Origin of the sequence: Bacillus sp. JJ1127 (assembly GCF_036965845.1) — a bacterium.
Taxonomy (GTDB): Bacteria; Bacillota; Bacilli; order Bacillales; family Bacillaceae_G; genus Bacillus_A.
This window is the reverse complement of record NZ_JBALQK010000180.1, coordinates 1-16873: the sequence shown is the minus strand read 5'-3', so window position 1 is coordinate 16873 and position 16873 is coordinate 1. Positions and strand designations below refer to the sequence as shown.

Annotated in this window: 15 protein-coding genes; 9 read left to right on the top strand and 6 right to left on the bottom strand. The window is 36.0% G+C overall.

The window, feature by feature from the left end; genetic code table 11:
- Positions 1 to 255, top strand: a 255-nt coding sequence (locus V7183_RS17715) for a hypothetical protein (protein WP_335360318.1), incomplete at its 5' end; no start/stop codon positions are given.
- 29 nt (positions 256 to 284) lie between these two features.
- On the opposite strand, the gene gyrA is transcribed toward V7183_RS17715, so the two are convergent.
- The 6 genes from gyrA to dnaA all read right to left on the bottom strand — a co-directional run bounded on the left by gyrA (position 285) and on the right by dnaA (position 8947).
- Positions 285 to 2756, bottom strand: a complete 2472-nt coding sequence (gyrA, locus tag V7183_RS17710; protein ID WP_097897709.1) for a DNA gyrase subunit A — start codon at positions 2754 to 2756, stop codon at positions 285 to 287.
- A gap of 88 nt (positions 2757 to 2844) precedes the next feature.
- On the bottom strand, positions 2845 to 4767 hold the full coding sequence (gene gyrB, locus V7183_RS17705; protein WP_097897708.1) for a DNA topoisomerase (ATP-hydrolyzing) subunit B: 1923 nt from the start codon (positions 4765 to 4767) through the stop codon (positions 2845 to 2847).
- Positions 4768 to 4805: 38 nt separating this feature from the next.
- Complete coding sequence (gene recF, locus V7183_RS17700) at positions 4806 to 5933, bottom strand: DNA replication/repair protein RecF (protein WP_097897707.1); 1128 nt, start codon at positions 5931 to 5933, stop codon at positions 4806 to 4808.
- A 12-nt stretch (positions 5934 to 5945) separates the two neighbouring features.
- Entirely contained in the window at positions 5946 to 6158 is a 213-nt protein-coding gene (yaaA, locus tag V7183_RS17695; protein ID WP_003194149.1) for a S4 domain-containing protein YaaA, read from the bottom strand.
- Between the two features lie 124 nt (positions 6159 to 6282).
- Positions 6283 to 7428, bottom strand: coding sequence for a DNA polymerase III subunit beta (gene dnaN / locus V7183_RS17690; RefSeq protein ID WP_097897706.1), 1146 nt, complete (start codon positions 7426 to 7428; stop codon positions 6283 to 6285).
- 178 nt (positions 7429 to 7606) lie between these two features.
- Complete coding sequence (dnaA, locus tag V7183_RS17685; protein WP_097897705.1) at positions 7607 to 8947, bottom strand: chromosomal replication initiator protein DnaA; 1341 nt, start codon at positions 8945 to 8947, stop codon at positions 7607 to 7609.
- 564 nt (positions 8948 to 9511) lie between these two features.
- Here dnaA and rpmH point away from each other — a divergent pair.
- From rpmH to noc, 8 genes are all read left to right on the top strand, one after another.
- On the top strand, positions 9512 to 9646 hold the full coding sequence (gene rpmH / locus V7183_RS17680) for a 50S ribosomal protein L34 (protein WP_000831901.1): 135 nt from the start codon (positions 9512 to 9514) through the stop codon (positions 9644 to 9646).
- 76 nt (positions 9647 to 9722) lie between these two features.
- Positions 9723 to 10070, top strand: coding sequence for a ribonuclease P protein component (gene rnpA / locus V7183_RS17675; protein WP_097897704.1), 348 nt, complete (start codon positions 9723 to 9725; stop codon positions 10068 to 10070).
- A 58-nt stretch (positions 10071 to 10128) separates the two neighbouring features.
- Positions 10129 to 10896: a YidC family membrane integrase SpoIIIJ gene (gene spoIIIJ / locus V7183_RS17670; protein ID WP_097897703.1), complete on the top strand. Its 768-nt coding sequence runs from the start codon at positions 10129 to 10131 to the stop codon at positions 10894 to 10896.
- Positions 10893 to 11510 (top strand): RNA-binding cell elongation regulator Jag/EloR, encoded by a 618-nt coding sequence (gene jag / locus V7183_RS17665; RefSeq protein ID WP_097897702.1) that lies wholly within the window; start codon positions 10893 to 10895, stop codon positions 11508 to 11510. Before spoIIIJ ends, jag begins: the two co-directional genes overlap by 4 nt.
- 306 nt (positions 11511 to 11816) lie before the next feature.
- Entirely contained in the window at positions 11817 to 13193 is a 1377-nt protein-coding gene (gene mnmE / locus V7183_RS17660) for a tRNA uridine-5-carboxymethylaminomethyl(34) synthesis GTPase MnmE (protein ID WP_097897701.1), read from the top strand.
- Between the two features lie 46 nt (positions 13194 to 13239).
- Complete coding sequence (gene mnmG, locus V7183_RS17655; protein ID WP_097897700.1) at positions 13240 to 15129, top strand: tRNA uridine-5-carboxymethylaminomethyl(34) synthesis enzyme MnmG; 1890 nt, start codon at positions 13240 to 13242, stop codon at positions 15127 to 15129.
- Positions 15130 to 15151: 22 nt separating this feature from the next.
- A complete protein-coding gene (gene rsmG / locus V7183_RS17650) occupies positions 15152 to 15871 on the top strand; it encodes a 16S rRNA (guanine(527)-N(7))-methyltransferase RsmG (RefSeq protein ID WP_335360317.1) in 720 nt (239 codons plus the stop codon).
- A gap of 105 nt (positions 15872 to 15976) precedes the next feature.
- Positions 15977 to 16849 carry a nucleoid occlusion protein gene (noc, locus tag V7183_RS17645; protein WP_097897698.1) on the top strand — a complete coding sequence of 291 codons (873 nt, stop codon included), beginning with the start codon at positions 15977 to 15979 and terminating at the stop codon, positions 16847 to 16849.
- The last annotated feature ends 24 nt before the right edge of the window (positions 16850 to 16873 follow it).

The window sequence follows — 16873 nt, the reverse complement described above, 5'->3', positions numbered from 1 at the left end:
GCCGCCAGCGTTCATCCTGAGCCAGGATCAAACTCTCCAATAAAGTTAGTTTGTCTAGCATCTAAAATAAAAATTGACGTTTCACGTTGTTTGTTTCGTTTAGTTTTCAAAGTTCAACATCGCGTTTCAGCGACTTTTATAATATATCATAGTATATTATTTTCGTCAACAAGTTTTTTCGATAACTTGTATCTCTCATTTGCTGACTCTGCCTATTATATAGGCTTTCTTATTGCTATGCAAGTATTATTATAAAAAAATAAAGAGGGGGGAAATCCCCACTCTTATTCTTCAGAAGAAACCTCTTCACTAATTTCTTCATCTTCATCTTTTTGTGCTTTTGCTACTGTCGCTACCTCTTGCTCATCCTCTAATCGAATTAGACGAACACCTTGTGTATTACGCCCCATTTGAGAGATTTGATCAACTGGCATACGAATAATAACACCCGCTGCTGTAATTAACATAATGTCTTCTTCACCTGTTACAGATTTAACTGCTACTAATTTACCGTTCTTATCTGTAATATTACAAGTCTTCAGACCTTTACCGCCACGACTCTGTAGTCGATACTCTTCAACCGGCGTACGCTTACCATACCCGTTTTTCGTTACGATTAAGACATTCGTATCTTCTTCAACAATTTCCATACCTACTACTTGGTCCTCTTCGCCTAGTGTAATAGCTTTTACACCAGCTGCATTACGGCCCATAGAACGTACATCTTGTTCATTGAAGCGAATTAACATACCATTACTTGTCCCTACGATAATATCTTTATCACCAGATGTTAAACGTACAGAAATTACTTCATCTTCTTCACGAAGCGAAATTGCAATTAAACCGTTCGTACGTATATTAGCAAATGATGAAAGAGGTGTTCTCTTAGAAATACCTTGTTTTGTTGTAAAGAACAGGAATTGCTCATCACCAAATTCACGGATTGGGATAATAGCGTTGACCCACTCACCTTTATCTACTCCTAGCAAGTTAATAATCGGTATACCTTTTGCTGTACGGCTATATTCTGGAATTTCGTAGCCTTTCGTACGGTATACTTTCCCTTTGTTTGTGAAGAATAGAATATGATCATGTGTAGACGTCGTCAATAAGTGCTCAACAAAGTCATCATCATTCGTACCCATTCCTTGCACACCACGTCCCCCACGGTTCTGTGTTTTGTACGTAGAAGCTGGTAATCTCTTGATGTAACCATTGTGAGTAAGTGTGATAGCAATATTTTGCTCTGGGATCAAATCTTCATCCTCGATAGATTCCAAACCGCCAATCGTAATTTCTGTTCGTCTCTTATCATTAAATCGTTCTTTTACTTCTGTTAATTCTTCACGAATAATTTCAAGAACCTTTTCTTCGTCTGCTAGAATCGCTTTTAATTCAGCAATTAATTTCATTAAATCTTGATATTCTTGCTCAATTTTTTCACGCTCTAATCCTGTTAAGCGTTGCAAACGCATATCTAAAATTGCTTGCGCTTGTTTTTCACTTAAACCGAAACGTTCCATCAATCCTTGCTTAGCAATATCAGCAGTTTTCGAACTACGTATTAAAGTAATTACCTCATCAAGATGATCTAGAGCGATTCGTAATCCCTCTAAAATATGTGCACGCGCTTCTGCTTTTTCCAATTCATAAGCAGTACGTCTGCGAATTACTACTTTTTGATGCTCTAAATAATGGTATAAAGTTTGTTTTAAGTTTAATACTTGTGGTTCCCCATTCACGAGCGATAACATATTAATACCAAAACTTGTTTGCAATGCTGTATGTTTATATAAGTTATTTAATAGTACATTAGCATTCGCATCACGACGTACTTCCATAACAACACGCATACCATTTCGATCTGATTCATCACGTAAATCTGTAATGCCTTCGATTTTTTTATCACGAACCAACTCTGCAATTTTTTCAATTAATCGAGCTTTATTAACTTGATAAGGTAGCTCTGTTACAATAATTGATTGTTTTCCATTCGCTTTTTCTTCAATCTCCACTTTTGCACGTAGTGTGATTGAACCACGACCTGTTTCATAGGCTCTTCGAATTCCACTTCTCCCTAAAATAAGACCTGCTGTAGGGAAATCAGGACCTGGAATACACTCCATTAACTCAGCAATCGTAATGTCAGGATTATGGCTTAATGCTAGTACACCATCAATTACTTCTCCAAGCTGATGTGGCGGAATGTTTGTTGCCATACCAACAGCAATACCTGTTGTACCATTCACTAACAAGTTAGGAAAACGGGCAGGTAATACAATTGGTTCTCTCTCAGAACCATCATAGTTATCTTGGTAATCTATTGTGTTTTTCGTAATATCACGCAATAGTTCCATAGAAATCTTAGACATTCTTGCTTCTGTATAACGCATTGCCGCTGCTGAATCACCGTCAATAGAACCAAAGTTACCGTGGCCATCAACAAGCATATAACGTTGACTAAAATCTTGCGCCATACGTACCATTGTCTCATAAACAGCTGCATCACCGTGTGGGTGATACTTACCAATTACTTCACCGACAATACGCGCCGATTTTTTATATGCTTTATCAGCAGTAATTCCTAAATCATTCATTGCATATAAAACCCTGCGATGCACAGGTTTTAATCCATCACGAACATCTGGTAGTGCACGAGATACGATAACACTCATTGCGTAATCTAAAAATGAGGTACGCATTTCATGACTAATATTAACCTCTCGAATTCGTGCTTGTTGTTGATTGTCTGACATCAACGAGCACCTCCTCTTACATTTCCGTTACATATATGTTGATTTATATGGAGAAGACAGGAATGCTCTGATTCCTGTCATTACTTACTTAAATATCAAGGTTTTTCACGTATTTTGCATTTTCTTGGATAAAGTTACGACGTGGCTCTACTTTATCACCCATTAAGATTTCAAACGTTTCATCTGCTTCAATTGCATCTTGCAAGGAAACTTGAAGTAACGAACGTACTTCTGGGTCCATTGTTGTTTCCCATAATTGAGTCGGATTCATTTCTCCAAGACCTTTGTAACGCTGAATACCTGGTTTTGGCTGAGCCGGTAACTCCGCTAATATCTTTTCAAGTTCTTTATCGTTGTAAGCATATTGAATCTTTTTCCCTTGTTGTACTTTAAACAATGGTGGCTGTGCAATATATATATAACCATGTTCAATAATTTGACGCATATAACGATAGAAGAACGTTAATAATAGGGTACGGATGTGCGCACCATCAACATCGGCATCGGTCATAATAATAACTTTATGATAACGTGCCTTTTCAATATCAAAATCCCCACCGATGTTTGTACCAATTGCCGTAATAATTGTACGCACTTCATCATTAGATAAAATTTTATCTAATCGTGCCTTTTCAACGTTAATGATTTTACCTTTTAGTGGCAAGATTGCTTGGAAGTGACGATCACGCCCTTGTTTTGCCGATCCCCCCGCAGAGTCACCCTCTACGATATAGATTTCACTAATTGCTGGATCTTTAGAAGAACAATCCGCTAACTTACCTGGTAAACTTGAAACTTCTAACGCACTTTTTCGACGCGTTAATTCACGAGCCTTTTTAGCCGCTACACGTGCGCGCGCTGCCATCGTCCCTTTATCTATAATTTTACGTGCAACATTTGGGTTTTCTAGTAAGAACTTTTCAAAGGCTTCTGAGAATACAGATTCTGTAATCGTTCTCGCTTCACTATTTCCAAGTTTCGTCTTCGTTTGCCCTTCAAATTGTGGATTTGGATGTTTAATTGATACGATTGCTGTTAAGCCTTCACGAACATCTTCACCAGTTAAATTACTATCCGCATCTTTTAAAATGTTATTTTTTCGTCCATAATCATTAATCACACGCGTTAGGGCAGTTTTAAATCCTACCTCATGTGTACCACCTTCATACGTATGAATATTATTTGTAAATGAGTAAATATGATTTGTATATCCTTCGTTATATTGAAGCGCAACTTCAACCTGAATCCCATCTTTTGAACCTTCAACATATACAGGCTCTTCATGGATTGGTTGTTTTGAACGATTTAAATGCTCCACATAAGATTTAATTCCACCTTCGTAATGGAACTCTTTCTTTTGTTTATGTTCGCGTTTATCTTCAATTATTAATTTAATATTACGATTTAAAAATGCTAACTCACGCATACGAGTTGCTAACGTATCAAATTCATATTCTGTCGTCTCTTTAAAAATCTCTGGATCTGGCTTAAAGCGAGTTATTGTCCCTGTATGATCCGTTTCACCGATGACTTTCAAATCTGCAACTGGAATACCTCGTTCATATTTTTGATAATGGATTTTTCCTTCACGGTGTACAAATACTTCTAGTTCTGTCGATAAGGCATTTACAACAGATGCCCCAACGCCATGTAAACCACCAGAAACTTTATAACCGCCGCCGCCAAATTTACCACCAGCGTGAAGTACAGTCATAATAACTTCTACCGCAGGACGTCCCATTTTTTCTTGTATACCAACTGGAATGCCGCGACCGTTATCTGTCACACGAATACTATTATCATCTTCGATACTAACGTTAATCTCGTCGCAATATCCTGCCAACGCTTCATCAATACTATTATCTACAATTTCCCATACGAGGTGATGAAGCCCCTTTCCACTTGTAGATCCAATGTACATACCTGGACGTTTTCGAACTGCTTCCAGTCCCTCAAGCACCTGTATTTGACTTTCATCATATGAATTTTCTTGCATTTGCTTTTGTTCCATTGACACAAAGATCACCTACTTTTCCATTTAAACAGAAGCTAAGCTCTGTCTATTTCACAATCTACCGTGCCGTTCGTTACATGAATTGTTTTCGCTTCTTTTAATGTTTCGTGTTCAATTCCGTCGACACTCGTCGTTGTCACAAATGTTTGCACTTTTCCTTGAATTGTATTTAACAGATGTGATTGACGATAATCATCTAGTTCTGATAACACATCATCTAATAAAAGGATTGGATATTCCTTAACCTCTGAATAAATCAATTCAATTTCAGCTAATTTTAGGGACAGTGCGGTTGTTCGTTGTTGTCCTTGTGAACCAAAGACTTGAACATTTTTACTATTAACGAAGAATTGTAAATCGTCACGATGAGGACCAATTAAAGTCGTACCACGGAAAATTTCACGTTGTTTCACAGACTGAAAACTTTCATAGTATACTTCTTTTATTTTCGACAAATCCATTGATTCTGATACATCTACACTTGGTTTATACACGATTTCTAACTCCTCTAATCCTCTACTAATTCCGCGGTGGATTGGAGCAGCCCATTCTTGTAGTAAATGCAAAAACTCAAAACGTTTTCGCAAAATTTTCGCACCATGTTCAATGAGTTGAAGTGTAAATACATCCAACATCGTTTCCTCATTTTTACTATTCCCTTGCATTTTTTTTAGCAAGTGATTTCGTTGCGTGAGCACCTTTTGGTATTGGCTTAATTCATACAAATAGACAGGAGCTATTTGTCCGAGCTCCATATCCAAAAAGCGTCTTCGTATTTGAGGGCTTCCTTTTACAAGATTTAAATCTTCTGGGGCAAACATAACAACATTCATTTCGCCAATATATTGGCTCAACTTTTGTTGTTCAAGTTGATTTAGCTTTGCCTTTTTGCCTTTTTTAGAAATATTTAATTCTAAAGACAAAGAACTATTTCGTTTTTGTAATCTACCTTTTATTTTACCATAATCCTCATCCCACCGGATAAGTTCACGATCATTCGAAGTTCTATGAGATTTCGCCATCGCTAATACATAAATAGCTTCCATCAAATTCGTTTTCCCTTGTGCATTTTCACCAATAATTACATTGACTTTATCCTCAAAGGAAAGTTCTAGATTTTCATAATTGCGATAGTTTTTTAATTGTATTTCTGTAATAAACAAAGGGCTCCCCCTTTATGCCTGAACTTGAAATGTTCCGTTTCCCGGAATTTCAACGATATCATTTGCATATAACTTTCGGCCTCTTCTATTTTCAAGCTCTTGATTCACGTATACTTCGTATTCTTGTAAGAACCATTTCACAGCGCCGCCTGTATCAATCACATCAGCTAACTTTAAAAATTGTCCTAGTGTAATGTACTCTGTTGAAATCTTAATACGTTTCATAAAATCGCTCACTTTCTGAAAGTGTTCATTCTTTCATTGTACTAAATAAACTTACATTAGGAAAGCAATACCCAAAATCAAACAAGGGTCACTAGCATATTTAAACTAGCAACCCTCACTCTTCTTAGTAAGTACGAACTGGTAAAATTAATTGGATAATAGAATTATCATTTACTGTACGAATTAAGAATGGTCTCATTGCACCAGTAAAGCTAATTTTAATTTCCGTACTATCTAAGGCTTTTAATGCATCCATCATATATTTTGCACTAAAGGATATTTTTAATTCTTCCCCTTCTACCTTCTCACATTGAATTTCTTCTACTACTTTCCCGATTTCTGGTGAATTCGAAGAAATTTCCAGCATTTGTTGTTCTAACGTTGATAGCTTTACAACGTTATTACGACCATCTCTTGCTAGTAATGAAGCACGATCAATAGCCTGTAAAAATTCCTTTGTATTTACAAAAATATCTGTTTTGCTTTCTGCTGGAATTAAACGAGTTGTATCCGGGTAATTACCTTCTAATAATCTAGAGAAGAATAATAAATGTTTTGTTCGGAATAATACTTGATACTCCGTAATAACGATATCTACCATCTCTTCAGATTCATCTAGAATTTTGCTTAATTCATTTAAACTTTTACCAGGGATAACAACATTCGCTTGGAATTCATCAGAAACACTATGTCCTTCAATTTTCGCTTTGCGAAGTGCTAACCTGTGACTATCTGTTGCAATACAAGTTAGTTCGCTGTTATATACTTTCCAGTTTACACCTGTTAAGACCGGACGAGTTTCAGAACTTGAAACCGCAAACACGGTTTGACGAATCATGTGTTTTAGTAAATCTGTAGGGAGTTTAAATACATGATGTTCTTCAATTTGCGGTAATAATGGGTATTCTGCAGCATCTAAGCCATTTAAATTAAACTCGGATTTTCCAGATTTTATTTTTGTCATAAAATGATTTTCTACAGAAATTTCGACCGTGTCTCTCGGTAATTTTTTTACAATTTCGCTAAAATATTTTGCTTGTAAAACAATACTTCCTGATTGTGCAATTTCTACGATCTCTTTTCCATCTTCTTCAACAGGAATAAAGGATTCAATTGAAATATCCGCATCACTACCTGTTAATGTAACCCCTTCTTCAGTAGCTACAATTTTAATTCCTGTAAGAATGGGAATTGTTGTACGAGAGGAAACAGCCTTCATTACATCTTGTACACTTCTTACAAGGTAGTCTCTTTGAATTGTAAAACGCATAACGAAAACCTCCGGTAAGTATAATATTTTATTTATTTAATAAAGATAAAAAAATAGTAGTAATAGTAGTAGGGCTTGTGGATATGTGGATAACTTAGTTTAGAGATGTAAAAACAGTCTATCTACATGTGGATAGACTGTGCGTAAAACAAGGAAAGTTATTCACACTATTCAACTACTACTTTAAGATATCATTAATTTCTTCGACTTGTTTTTGCAGTTGCGTATCCGTTTTTAATAACTTCGAAATTTTTTCGTGAGCATGGATAACTGTTGTGTGATCACGGCCGCCAAATTCTTCACCTATTTTTGGTAAAGATGAGTCTGTAAGTTCGCGTGATAGATACATTGCGATTTGTCGAGGAAATGCAACAGATTTTGTACGTTTCTTCGCTTTGAAATCCTCTAATTTAACCTGATAAACATCTCCAACAGCCTTTTGAATATCATAAATAGAAATAATTTTTGGTTTAGAATTTGGAATAATATCTTTAAGTGCTTCAGCTGCTAGATCTGCATTAATATCTTTATTAATTAGGGATGAATAGGCAACAACTCGAATAAGTGCCCCCTCTAGTTCACGAATATTTGAGTCAATTTGGTTTGCAATATAGAGCATAACCTCATTTGGAATATCAAGGCCTTCTGCTTTTGCCTTTTTCCGCAAGATTGCAATCCTCGTTTCTAAGTCTGGTGGCGTAATATCTGTAATAAGTCCCCACTCAAATCGTGAACGAAGACGATCTTCTAAAGTTGGAATTTCCTTAGGTGGTCGATCGCTTGAAATTACAATTTGTTTACTTTCTTCATGTAACGCATTAAATGTATGGAAGAACTCTTCTTGCGTTTGTTCTTTTCCAGCGAGAAACTGAATATCATCTATCAATAAGACATCTACATTACGGTATTTATTACGAAAATCGACAGCTTTATTGTCACGAATTGAATTAATAAATTCATTTGTAAATTTTTCTGATGATAAATAAACGACTTTTGCATTTGGATTATGCTCAATTACATAATGACCAATTGCATGCATTAAATGCGTTTTTCCAAGTCCAACGCCCCCATAAATAAATAATGGGTTATATGCTTTTGCGGGTGCTTCAGCTACAGCTAAAGAGGCTGCATGTGCAAAGCGGTTACCAGAGCCAATAACAAATGTATCAAAAGTATATTTCGGGTTTAACATGCTCTGTGGTAAGTGATTAGACTCGTCATTTGTTCTTTTCTTTTTAGCAGGAGGATAGTCAATCTCCTCTTCAGTTTGACTTTGGGGAATAATAAAGCGAATATCTAGCTTTGCTCCTGTTAAATCATAAAGTGTTTCTGAAATTAGCTCTGAATAATGAGATTCTAACCAGTCACGAGCAAATTCATTTGGAGCCGTAATGGTTAATATATCTTTTTTTAAAGCATGTGCTTTTGTCGATTTTAACCAGGTTTCATAACTCGGTTTACTTACCTTTTTTTCTAGCTCTTTCAAAGCGCTATTCCATAAATCAGAGATATTTTCCAAGGGTGTCCCTCCTTTACAAAGATGGTAAAAGAATAAGGTTGTGCAACAATTGTACAACCTTAAAAAGCAATAATGTATATTTATACGGAACGTATTTTAAAACCTAAAAACGCCGTCTGTATACGAGATAGAGTTTTCGACAAAAAAACCAGATGTGGACAACTATTTACCCACATGTGATTATAACTGTCCACATGTTATACACAATTTGTGGATAAATTATAAGTGTGGAAAACTTGTTCAAGGTGAAAACACAACTATAATATCAAAAAAAGGTAGCGATAGCAATGAATTTCAAAAAGTTATCCACAAAATCAATACCTTGTGGAATAAACTTGTCCACAATACGATATACTGTGTAAAAGTGAAAAAATAATTTGTGGATATGAAAAAATGGAAAATATACTTATCCACAAGGGAATGAAGCAGTTGTGAAAAAAATTGTGAATAGGTTTAAAATGAATATTTGATGAAAATTTCGAGAACCATTGACATTTTACTAGTTGATTAACTATAATTTATAAGACTGTCTTTAACAGATATTCCTCAGGGAGGTGTCATATAATGAAAAGAACTTACCAACCAAATAAACGTAAGCGCAGCAAAGTACATGGTTTCCGCAGCCGTATGAGCACAGCGAACGGACGTAAAGTGCTAGCAGCTCGTCGTCGTAAAGGAAGAAAAGTATTATCTGCGTAGACCACTGATCGTTCAGTGGTCTTTTTTTCTAGTAATAATGAATTTCCGCTGATGAAATACAGGAGTGTCAATTGATATGAAGAAAAAGAATCGTATAAAAAAGAATGATGAATTCCAGGCTGTTTTTCAAAATGGAAAATCGAATGCAAATCGTCAGTTTGTTGTATATCAGCTTGAAAAGGCTGAGCAACCATACTTTCGAATCGGTCTTTCTGTTAGTAAGAAAATAGGAAATGCAGTTGTACGCAATCGAATTAAGCGTATGATTCGCCAATCGATTACCGAATTAAAAGATGAGATAGATTCTGGAAAAGATTTTGTTATAATAGCAAGGAAGCCTTGTGCAGATATGACATATGAACAATTAAAGGGAAGCTTAATTCATGCCTTTAAGCGCTCTGGTATCAAAATCACAAACAAGTAGCGTAGGAAAAGGAAAATGAATTACACTATATACATACCGAAACAAGGAGGAGCAGGCTGTGAAAAAGAAGATAGGCTTACTAGCCATGGTTATTGCATTAATGGCGATTACTGCGGGCTGTAGTGAAACAAATCTGCCAATTACATCGAAAAGCACAGGGATTTGGAATGAATATTTCGTATACCCGCTTTCTCAGTTAATCACGTATTTTGCAAAATTATTGGGTAATAATTTTGGCTTAGCGATTGTTGTTACGACTCTTATTATTCGTTTTGCGCTATTACCATTAATGATTAAACAAACGAAGAGTACGAAAGCAATGCAAGCGTTGCAACCAGAAATGGCGAGACTAAAAGAGAAATATAGCTCTAAGGATCAAGCGACGCAGCAAAAGTTACAAAAAGAAATGATGCAATTGTATCAAAAGAATGGCGTAAACCCATTAGCAGGTTGTTTACCAATCTTTATTCAAATGCCAATTTTATTCGCATTTTATCATGCGATTATGAGAACGGCGGAAATTAAACAACATAGTTTCTTATGGTTTGATTTAGGACATCCAGATCCGTACTATATCCTTCCAATTGTTGCAGCAATTACAACATTCCTTCAGCAAAAACTTTCAATGGCAGGTACAGCTGGACAAAATCCACAAATGGCAATGATGCTTTGGCTTATGCCGATCATGATTTTAGTCTTTGCAATTAATTTCCCAGCAGCATTATCTCTATACTGGGTAGTTGGTAATATTTTTGGTGTCGCTCAAATGTATTTGATCAAAGGGCCAGAAATTAAGGCTAGTAAGGCTGGAGGATCAAGCAAGTGAGTATAATTACTGCTAAAGGACAAACAGTCGAGCTGGCAGTACAAGATGCTTTAAGGCAATTAAAAGTTTCAAAAGATCAAGTTGATATAAAAATTATTGATGAAGGCAAGAGAGGGTTCTTAGGTTTAATTGGGAATCGTCCAGCCGTGGTGGAAGTTGTAGTAAAAAAAGATCCAATCCAAGAAGCTGAACAATATTTACAAAGTGTTGTTCAAAGTATGGGTGTGGATGTGGTGATTACAAAAACTGTAAAAGGTCGAGAGGTAGAATTTACAATTTCCGGTGAAAATGTAGGTGTTTTAATTGGGAAAAGAGGTCATACGTTAAATTCTTTACAATATTTAACAAAACTTGTTGCGAATCGTAGTACAAAACAGTATATTGGCATAACAGTGGATGCTGAAAACTATCGTAGTAAAAGAAAAGATACATTAGAATCACTTTCTTATCGATTAGCAAAACAAGTAATGAGTACAAAGAAAAGTGTTGTATTAGAGCCGATGCCTTCTTTTGAACGAAAAATTATTCACCAAACATTATCTAATCATCCAAATGTAATTACAACTTCTGAAGGAAAAGAACCACATCGACATGTTGTAATAACTTCCAAATAACCGGTTACTCGCTTGAGTACCGGTTTTTTTCTGTGAATGTATCTTGTAGAATCCTGATCAGGACAAATAATTAATGGGAATAGAGGAAGTTTTTACTGGTTCAAGGTTTTCTTTATAAAAATAATTGTGGATAACTGAAACCACTAAACTTATCCACTGTGAATAAGTTTAGTGGTTTTTATATGAGGACATAATAAAATGAGTTATTATTCTTTTGTAGACAGGTTCATTATGGTATCCTAATAGTTTAGTGAAGGAAAAAATCATGTTGAAATAGAGAGAAATAAACAAGTGAGGTGAAAGGACATGGAATTTGATACAATTGCTGCAATTTCCACAGCACTTGGGGAAGGCGCAATTGCCATTGTTCGAGTAAGTGGAGAGGATGCGATTGAAAAAGTCAATCGCATTTTTAAAGGGAAAGATTTAACGGCAGTATCTTCTCATACGATCCACTATGGGCATATTGTTGATTTAGATACGGATCAAGTTATTGAAGAAGTTATGGTGTCGATTATGAGAGCACCGAAAACATTTACGCGTGAAAATATAGTAGAAATTAATTGTCATGGTGGCCTTGTTTCAGTAAATAAAGTATTACAACTTATTTTGACACAGGGAGTACGCTTAGCGGAGCCAGGTGAATTTACAAAACGTGCATTTTTAAATGGGCGTATTGATTTATCTCAAGCTGAGGCTGTAATGGACTTAATCCGTGCAAAAACTGATCGGGCGATGAACGTAGCAATTAATCAAATGGAAGGACGGTTATCCAAATTAATTGGTCGTCTTCGTCAAGAAATTTTAGAGACATTAGCTCATGTAGAAGTAAATATAGATTATCCGGAATACGATGATGTAGAAGAAATGACGCATAATATTTTAATTGAAAAGGCTACGCATGTTCGTGGTGAAATTCAAAACATATTGGAAACATCTAAGCAAGGGAAAATTTTGCGAGAAGGGATTGCAACTGCAATCATCGGAAGGCCTAATGTTGGGAAGTCTTCATTATTAAACAGCCTTGTTCAAGAGAACAAAGCAATTGTAACCGATATAGCAGGAACAACCCGTGATGTCATTGAAGAGTATGTCAATGTACGTGGTGTACCGCTTAAACTCATTGATACAGCAGGAATTCGTGAAACGGAAGATATTGTTGAGCGAATTGGTGTAGAGCGTTCGAAAGAAATGATGGGGCAGGCTGATTTAGTCTTAGTCGTAGTAAATTATAGTGAGGCATTGACAAATGAGGATGAAGAACTATTCCATGCTGTACAAGGAAAAGACTTTATTGTCATTGTAAATAAAACCGATTTACCAAAGAAAATTGATATGGAACGTGTCATGCAATTAGCGGGTAAAAATCGTATCATTACAACATCCCTAATTGAAGAGCGAGGCGTAGATGAGTTAGAAAAAGCGATAGCTGATCTATTCTTTGAAGGAACAATCGAATCTGCCGATATGACATATGTTTCTAATGCAAGACATATCGGTTTATTAACACAAGCAGAAAAAACAATTGGAGATGCAATTGAAGCAATAGGGAACGGTGTTCCAATTGATATGGTTCAAATTGATTTAACAAGAACATGGGAAATACTTGGTGAAATTACTGGTGATACGGTTCATGAAAGTTTAATCGACCAATTGTTCTCTCAATTTTGTTTAGGAAAATAACATAGAAATGTTTTAGAAAGATAGCTAACCTTAGGAGGAATAAATAATGGGATACAATGCCGGTTCTTACGACGTCATAGTAATCGGTGCAGGTCATGCAGGATGTGAAGCTGGTCTTGCAGCAGCACGAATGGGCTCAAAAACATTAATGTTAACAATTAATTTGGATATGGTAGCGTTTATGCCATGTAACCCTTCTGTTGGTGGACCAGCAAAAGGGATTGTGGTTCGTGAAATTGATGCATTAGGCGGCGAAATGGGACGTAATATTGATAAAACGCACATCCAAATGCGCATGTTGAATACAGGAAAAGGCCCAGCTGTACGTGCTCTTCGTGCACAAGCAGATAAATTTTCATATCAACATGAATTAAAGAAAACAATTGAAGAAACACCAAACTTAACATTACGCCAAGGAATGGTTGAACGTTTAATTGTTGAGGATGATGTATGCAAAGGAGTAATTACACAATCAGGTGCTGAATATACGGCAAAAACAGTTGTAATTACAACAGGTACATTTTTACGTGGTGAGATTATTATGGGAGATTTAAAATACTCAAGTGGTCCAAATAATCAGCAACCATCTATCACATTGTCTGAGCACTTAGAGGAACTTGGTTTTGATCTTGTTAGATTTAAAACAGGCACACCTCCTCGTGTGAATAGTAATACTATTGATTATAGTAAAACAGAAATCCAACCAGGTGACGAAAAACCACGTGCCTTTTCTTTTGAAACAACAAAATTCATCATGGATCAAATTCCATGCTGGTTAACATATACGAGTGAAGAAACACATCGTTTAATTGACAAAAACTTACATCGCTCTGCAATGTATTCTGGAATGATTAAAGGAACGGGGCCTCGTTATTGTCCATCAATTGAGGATAAAGTAGTGCGTTTCAATGATAAACCACGTCATCAAATTTTCTTAGAGCCAGAAGGTCGTAATACACAGGAAGTATATGTGCAAGGTTTATCAACAAGTTTACCAGAAGATGTACAACGTGAAATGCTGAAAACAATTCCTGGTCTAGAGAACGTTGAGATGATGCGTACAGGTTATGCAATTGAATATGATGCGATTGTACCAACACAGCTTTGGCCGACTCTTGAAACGAAAAAAATTAAAAATTTATATACAGCAGGACAAATTAATGGTACCTCTGGCTATGAAGAAGCAGCAGGACAAGGAATTATGGCCGGAATTAATGCAGCTTGTCGTTCTTTAGGGAAAAAAGAGGTTATTTTAGGGCGTTCTGATGCATATATTGGCGTTTTAATCGATGATCTTGTGACAAAAGGGACAAATGAACCTTATCGTTTACTAACTTCTCGTGCAGAATATCGTTTATTATTGCGTCATGATAATGCAGATATTCGTTTAACGGAAATTGGTCATGAAATTGGCTTAATTCCGGAAGAGCGTTATGAGCGTTTTTCTGAGAAAAAGACACAGATCGAACAAGAAAAAGCACGTTTAGAAGGCATTATTATTAAACCACGTCCTGAAGTACAAGAATTGATTCGCACTGTTGGTGGAAGTGAATTAAAGGATGGCATACGTGCAAGTGATTTACTACGTCGTCCGGAAATGACGTATGAACATATCCGCCTTCTTTCGCCAAGCGAATTAGAAATAAATGATGAAATTGCAGAACAAGTTGAAATTCAAATTAAGTATGAAGGATATATTGAAAAATCTTTACAACAAGTAGAACGTATGAAGAAAATGGAAGGCAAAAAGATTCCTGTCGATATTGATTATGATGCAATTTCTGGAATTGCTTCTGAGGCAAGACAAAAATTAAAAGATGTTCGTCCTCTTTCTATGGGGCAGGCATCCCGTATTTCCGGTGTAAATCCAGCTGATATTTCCATTTTACTTGTGTACATCGAACAAGGAAAAATCGCGCGAGTATCGAACCAATAATATAGTAAGGAGATATTGCCAGATGAACATAGAACAATTTCAATCTATGCTAGGAGAAAGAGGGATTTCCCTTTCTCCTAGGCAATTAGAGCAATTCGAAATCTACTTTGAAACATTAGTAGAATGGAACGAGAAAATGAATTTAACAGCTATTACGGAGAAAGAAGAAGTGTATTTAAAGCACTTTTTCGACTCAGTCACTGCTGCTTTTTATTATGATTTTTCCAAACCATTTTCCGTTTGTGATGTAGGTGCAGGCGCAGGGTTTCCAAGTATTCCTTTAAAAATCTGTTTCCCGCACTTGAAAGTAACAATTGTTGATTCATTGCAAAAACGTATTAACTTTTTAAATCATTTAGCCCAAAAATTAGGGTTAAGTGATGTTGCTTTTTGTCATGATCGTGCTGAAACATTTGGGAAAAAAGAAGGCGTACGTGAATCGTATGATGTTGTAATGGCGCGTGCAGTGGCTCGTCTCTCTGTACTGAGTGAATTGTGTTTACCACTTGTAAAGGTAGGAGGAACATTTATCGCTATGAAAGGCGCAGCTGCCAATGAAGAGATTGAAAATGGTAAGTATGCTTTAGAGGTACTTGGCGGGGAATTAAAAGAGATGTCTACGTTCCAATTACCGTTTGAAGAAAGTGAACGTAACATTTTATTAATTGAGAAAAAGCGTAAAACACCGAAGAAATATCCGCGTAAGCCAGGGACGCCCAATAAATTACCTATTGAAAAATAAATCTTATTAGACGTAAGATTAAATTATATAAATGGAAGCGTAAATGTTTCATAGGAAACATTTTTATGTAGAACATTCAATAGGCCCAAAGGTGGTGGAATATGTATGAAAAATACGTTTTCTCGTTTGTTTGGCTTTGGATATAAAGAGAGCGAATTCGAATTACAAGACGAAAGCCATGAAGAAATAGATAAAAAGATATATGAAGAAATACAAGAAATTCCGATAGCAAATATCATTCCCAATCGTTATCAACCGCGGACGGTTTTTGATGACGCGCGCATCGATGAACTAGCTTTAACGATTCGTACACATGGGCTTATCCAACCGATTGTTGTGAGGCAGTATGGAGAAGACAATTATGAAATTATTGCCGGGGAAAGACGTTTTCGTGCAGCAACGAAATTGGGGTGGGAAAAGGTTCCCGCAATTATAAAAAACTTAAATGATACGGAAACAGCTTCTGTTGCCTTGATTGAAAATTTACAGCGTGAAGAGCTAACGGCAATTGAGGAAGCTGTCGCATATCAAAAGCTAATTGAGTTACATAATTTAACGCAAGAGGCGCTAGCACAAAGGCTTGGCAAAGGGCAATCAACAATCGCAAATAAGTTGCGATTATTAAAGTTGCCTGAAGAAATTAAAAGGGCTTTACTAGAAAAGAGCATTACTGAACGCCATGCTCGTGCACTTATTCCTTTAAAAAATGAAGAGTTACAATTAAAAGTTTTACAAGAAATTGTAGAAAAACAATTGAACGTAAAACAAACCGAAGAGCGTATTGCGAAGCTTCTAGAGGAAGTAAAACCAAAGCGTAAAGCAAAACAAAAGGCAGTAAGTCGTGATATGAGAATTGCGATGAATACAATTAGGCAATCACTACAAATGGTTGCAAAAAGTGGTTTAAATGTTAACTCTGAGGAAGAAGAATTTGATGAGTACTATCAAATTACAATTAAAATTCCTAAGAAAAAGTAATAGATATATATACATCAATAAAAC

Bases quoted from the DNA above. Each gene is read 5' to 3' on its own strand.
- gyrA (WP_097897709.1), bottom strand. From the start codon at position 2,756: ATGTCAGACAATCAACAACAAGCACGAATTCGAGAGGTTAATATTAGT.
- gyrB (WP_097897708.1), bottom strand. From the start codon at position 4,767: ATGGAACAAAAGCAAATGCAAGAAAATTCATATGATGAAAGTCAAATA.
- yaaA (WP_003194149.1), bottom strand. From the start codon at position 6,158: ATGAAACGTATTAAGATTTCAACAGAGTACATTACACTAGGACAATTT.
- dnaN (WP_097897706.1), bottom strand. From the start codon at position 7,428: ATGCGTTTTACAATTCAAAGAGACTACCTTGTAAGAAGTGTACAAGAT.
- rpmH (WP_000831901.1), top strand. From the start codon at position 9,512: ATGAAAAGAACTTACCAACCAAATAAACGTAAGCGCAGCAAAGTACAT.
- rnpA (WP_097897704.1), top strand. From the start codon at position 9,723: ATGAAGAAAAAGAATCGTATAAAAAAGAATGATGAATTCCAGGCTGTT.
- mnmE (WP_097897701.1), top strand. From the start codon at position 11,817: ATGGAATTTGATACAATTGCTGCAATTTCCACAGCACTTGGGGAAGGC.
- mnmG (WP_097897700.1), top strand. From the start codon at position 13,240: ATGGGATACAATGCCGGTTCTTACGACGTCATAGTAATCGGTGCAGGT.
- rsmG (WP_335360317.1), top strand. From the start codon at position 15,152: ATGAACATAGAACAATTTCAATCTATGCTAGGAGAAAGAGGGATTTCC.
- noc (WP_097897698.1), top strand. From the start codon at position 15,977: ATGAAAAATACGTTTTCTCGTTTGTTTGGCTTTGGATATAAAGAGAGC.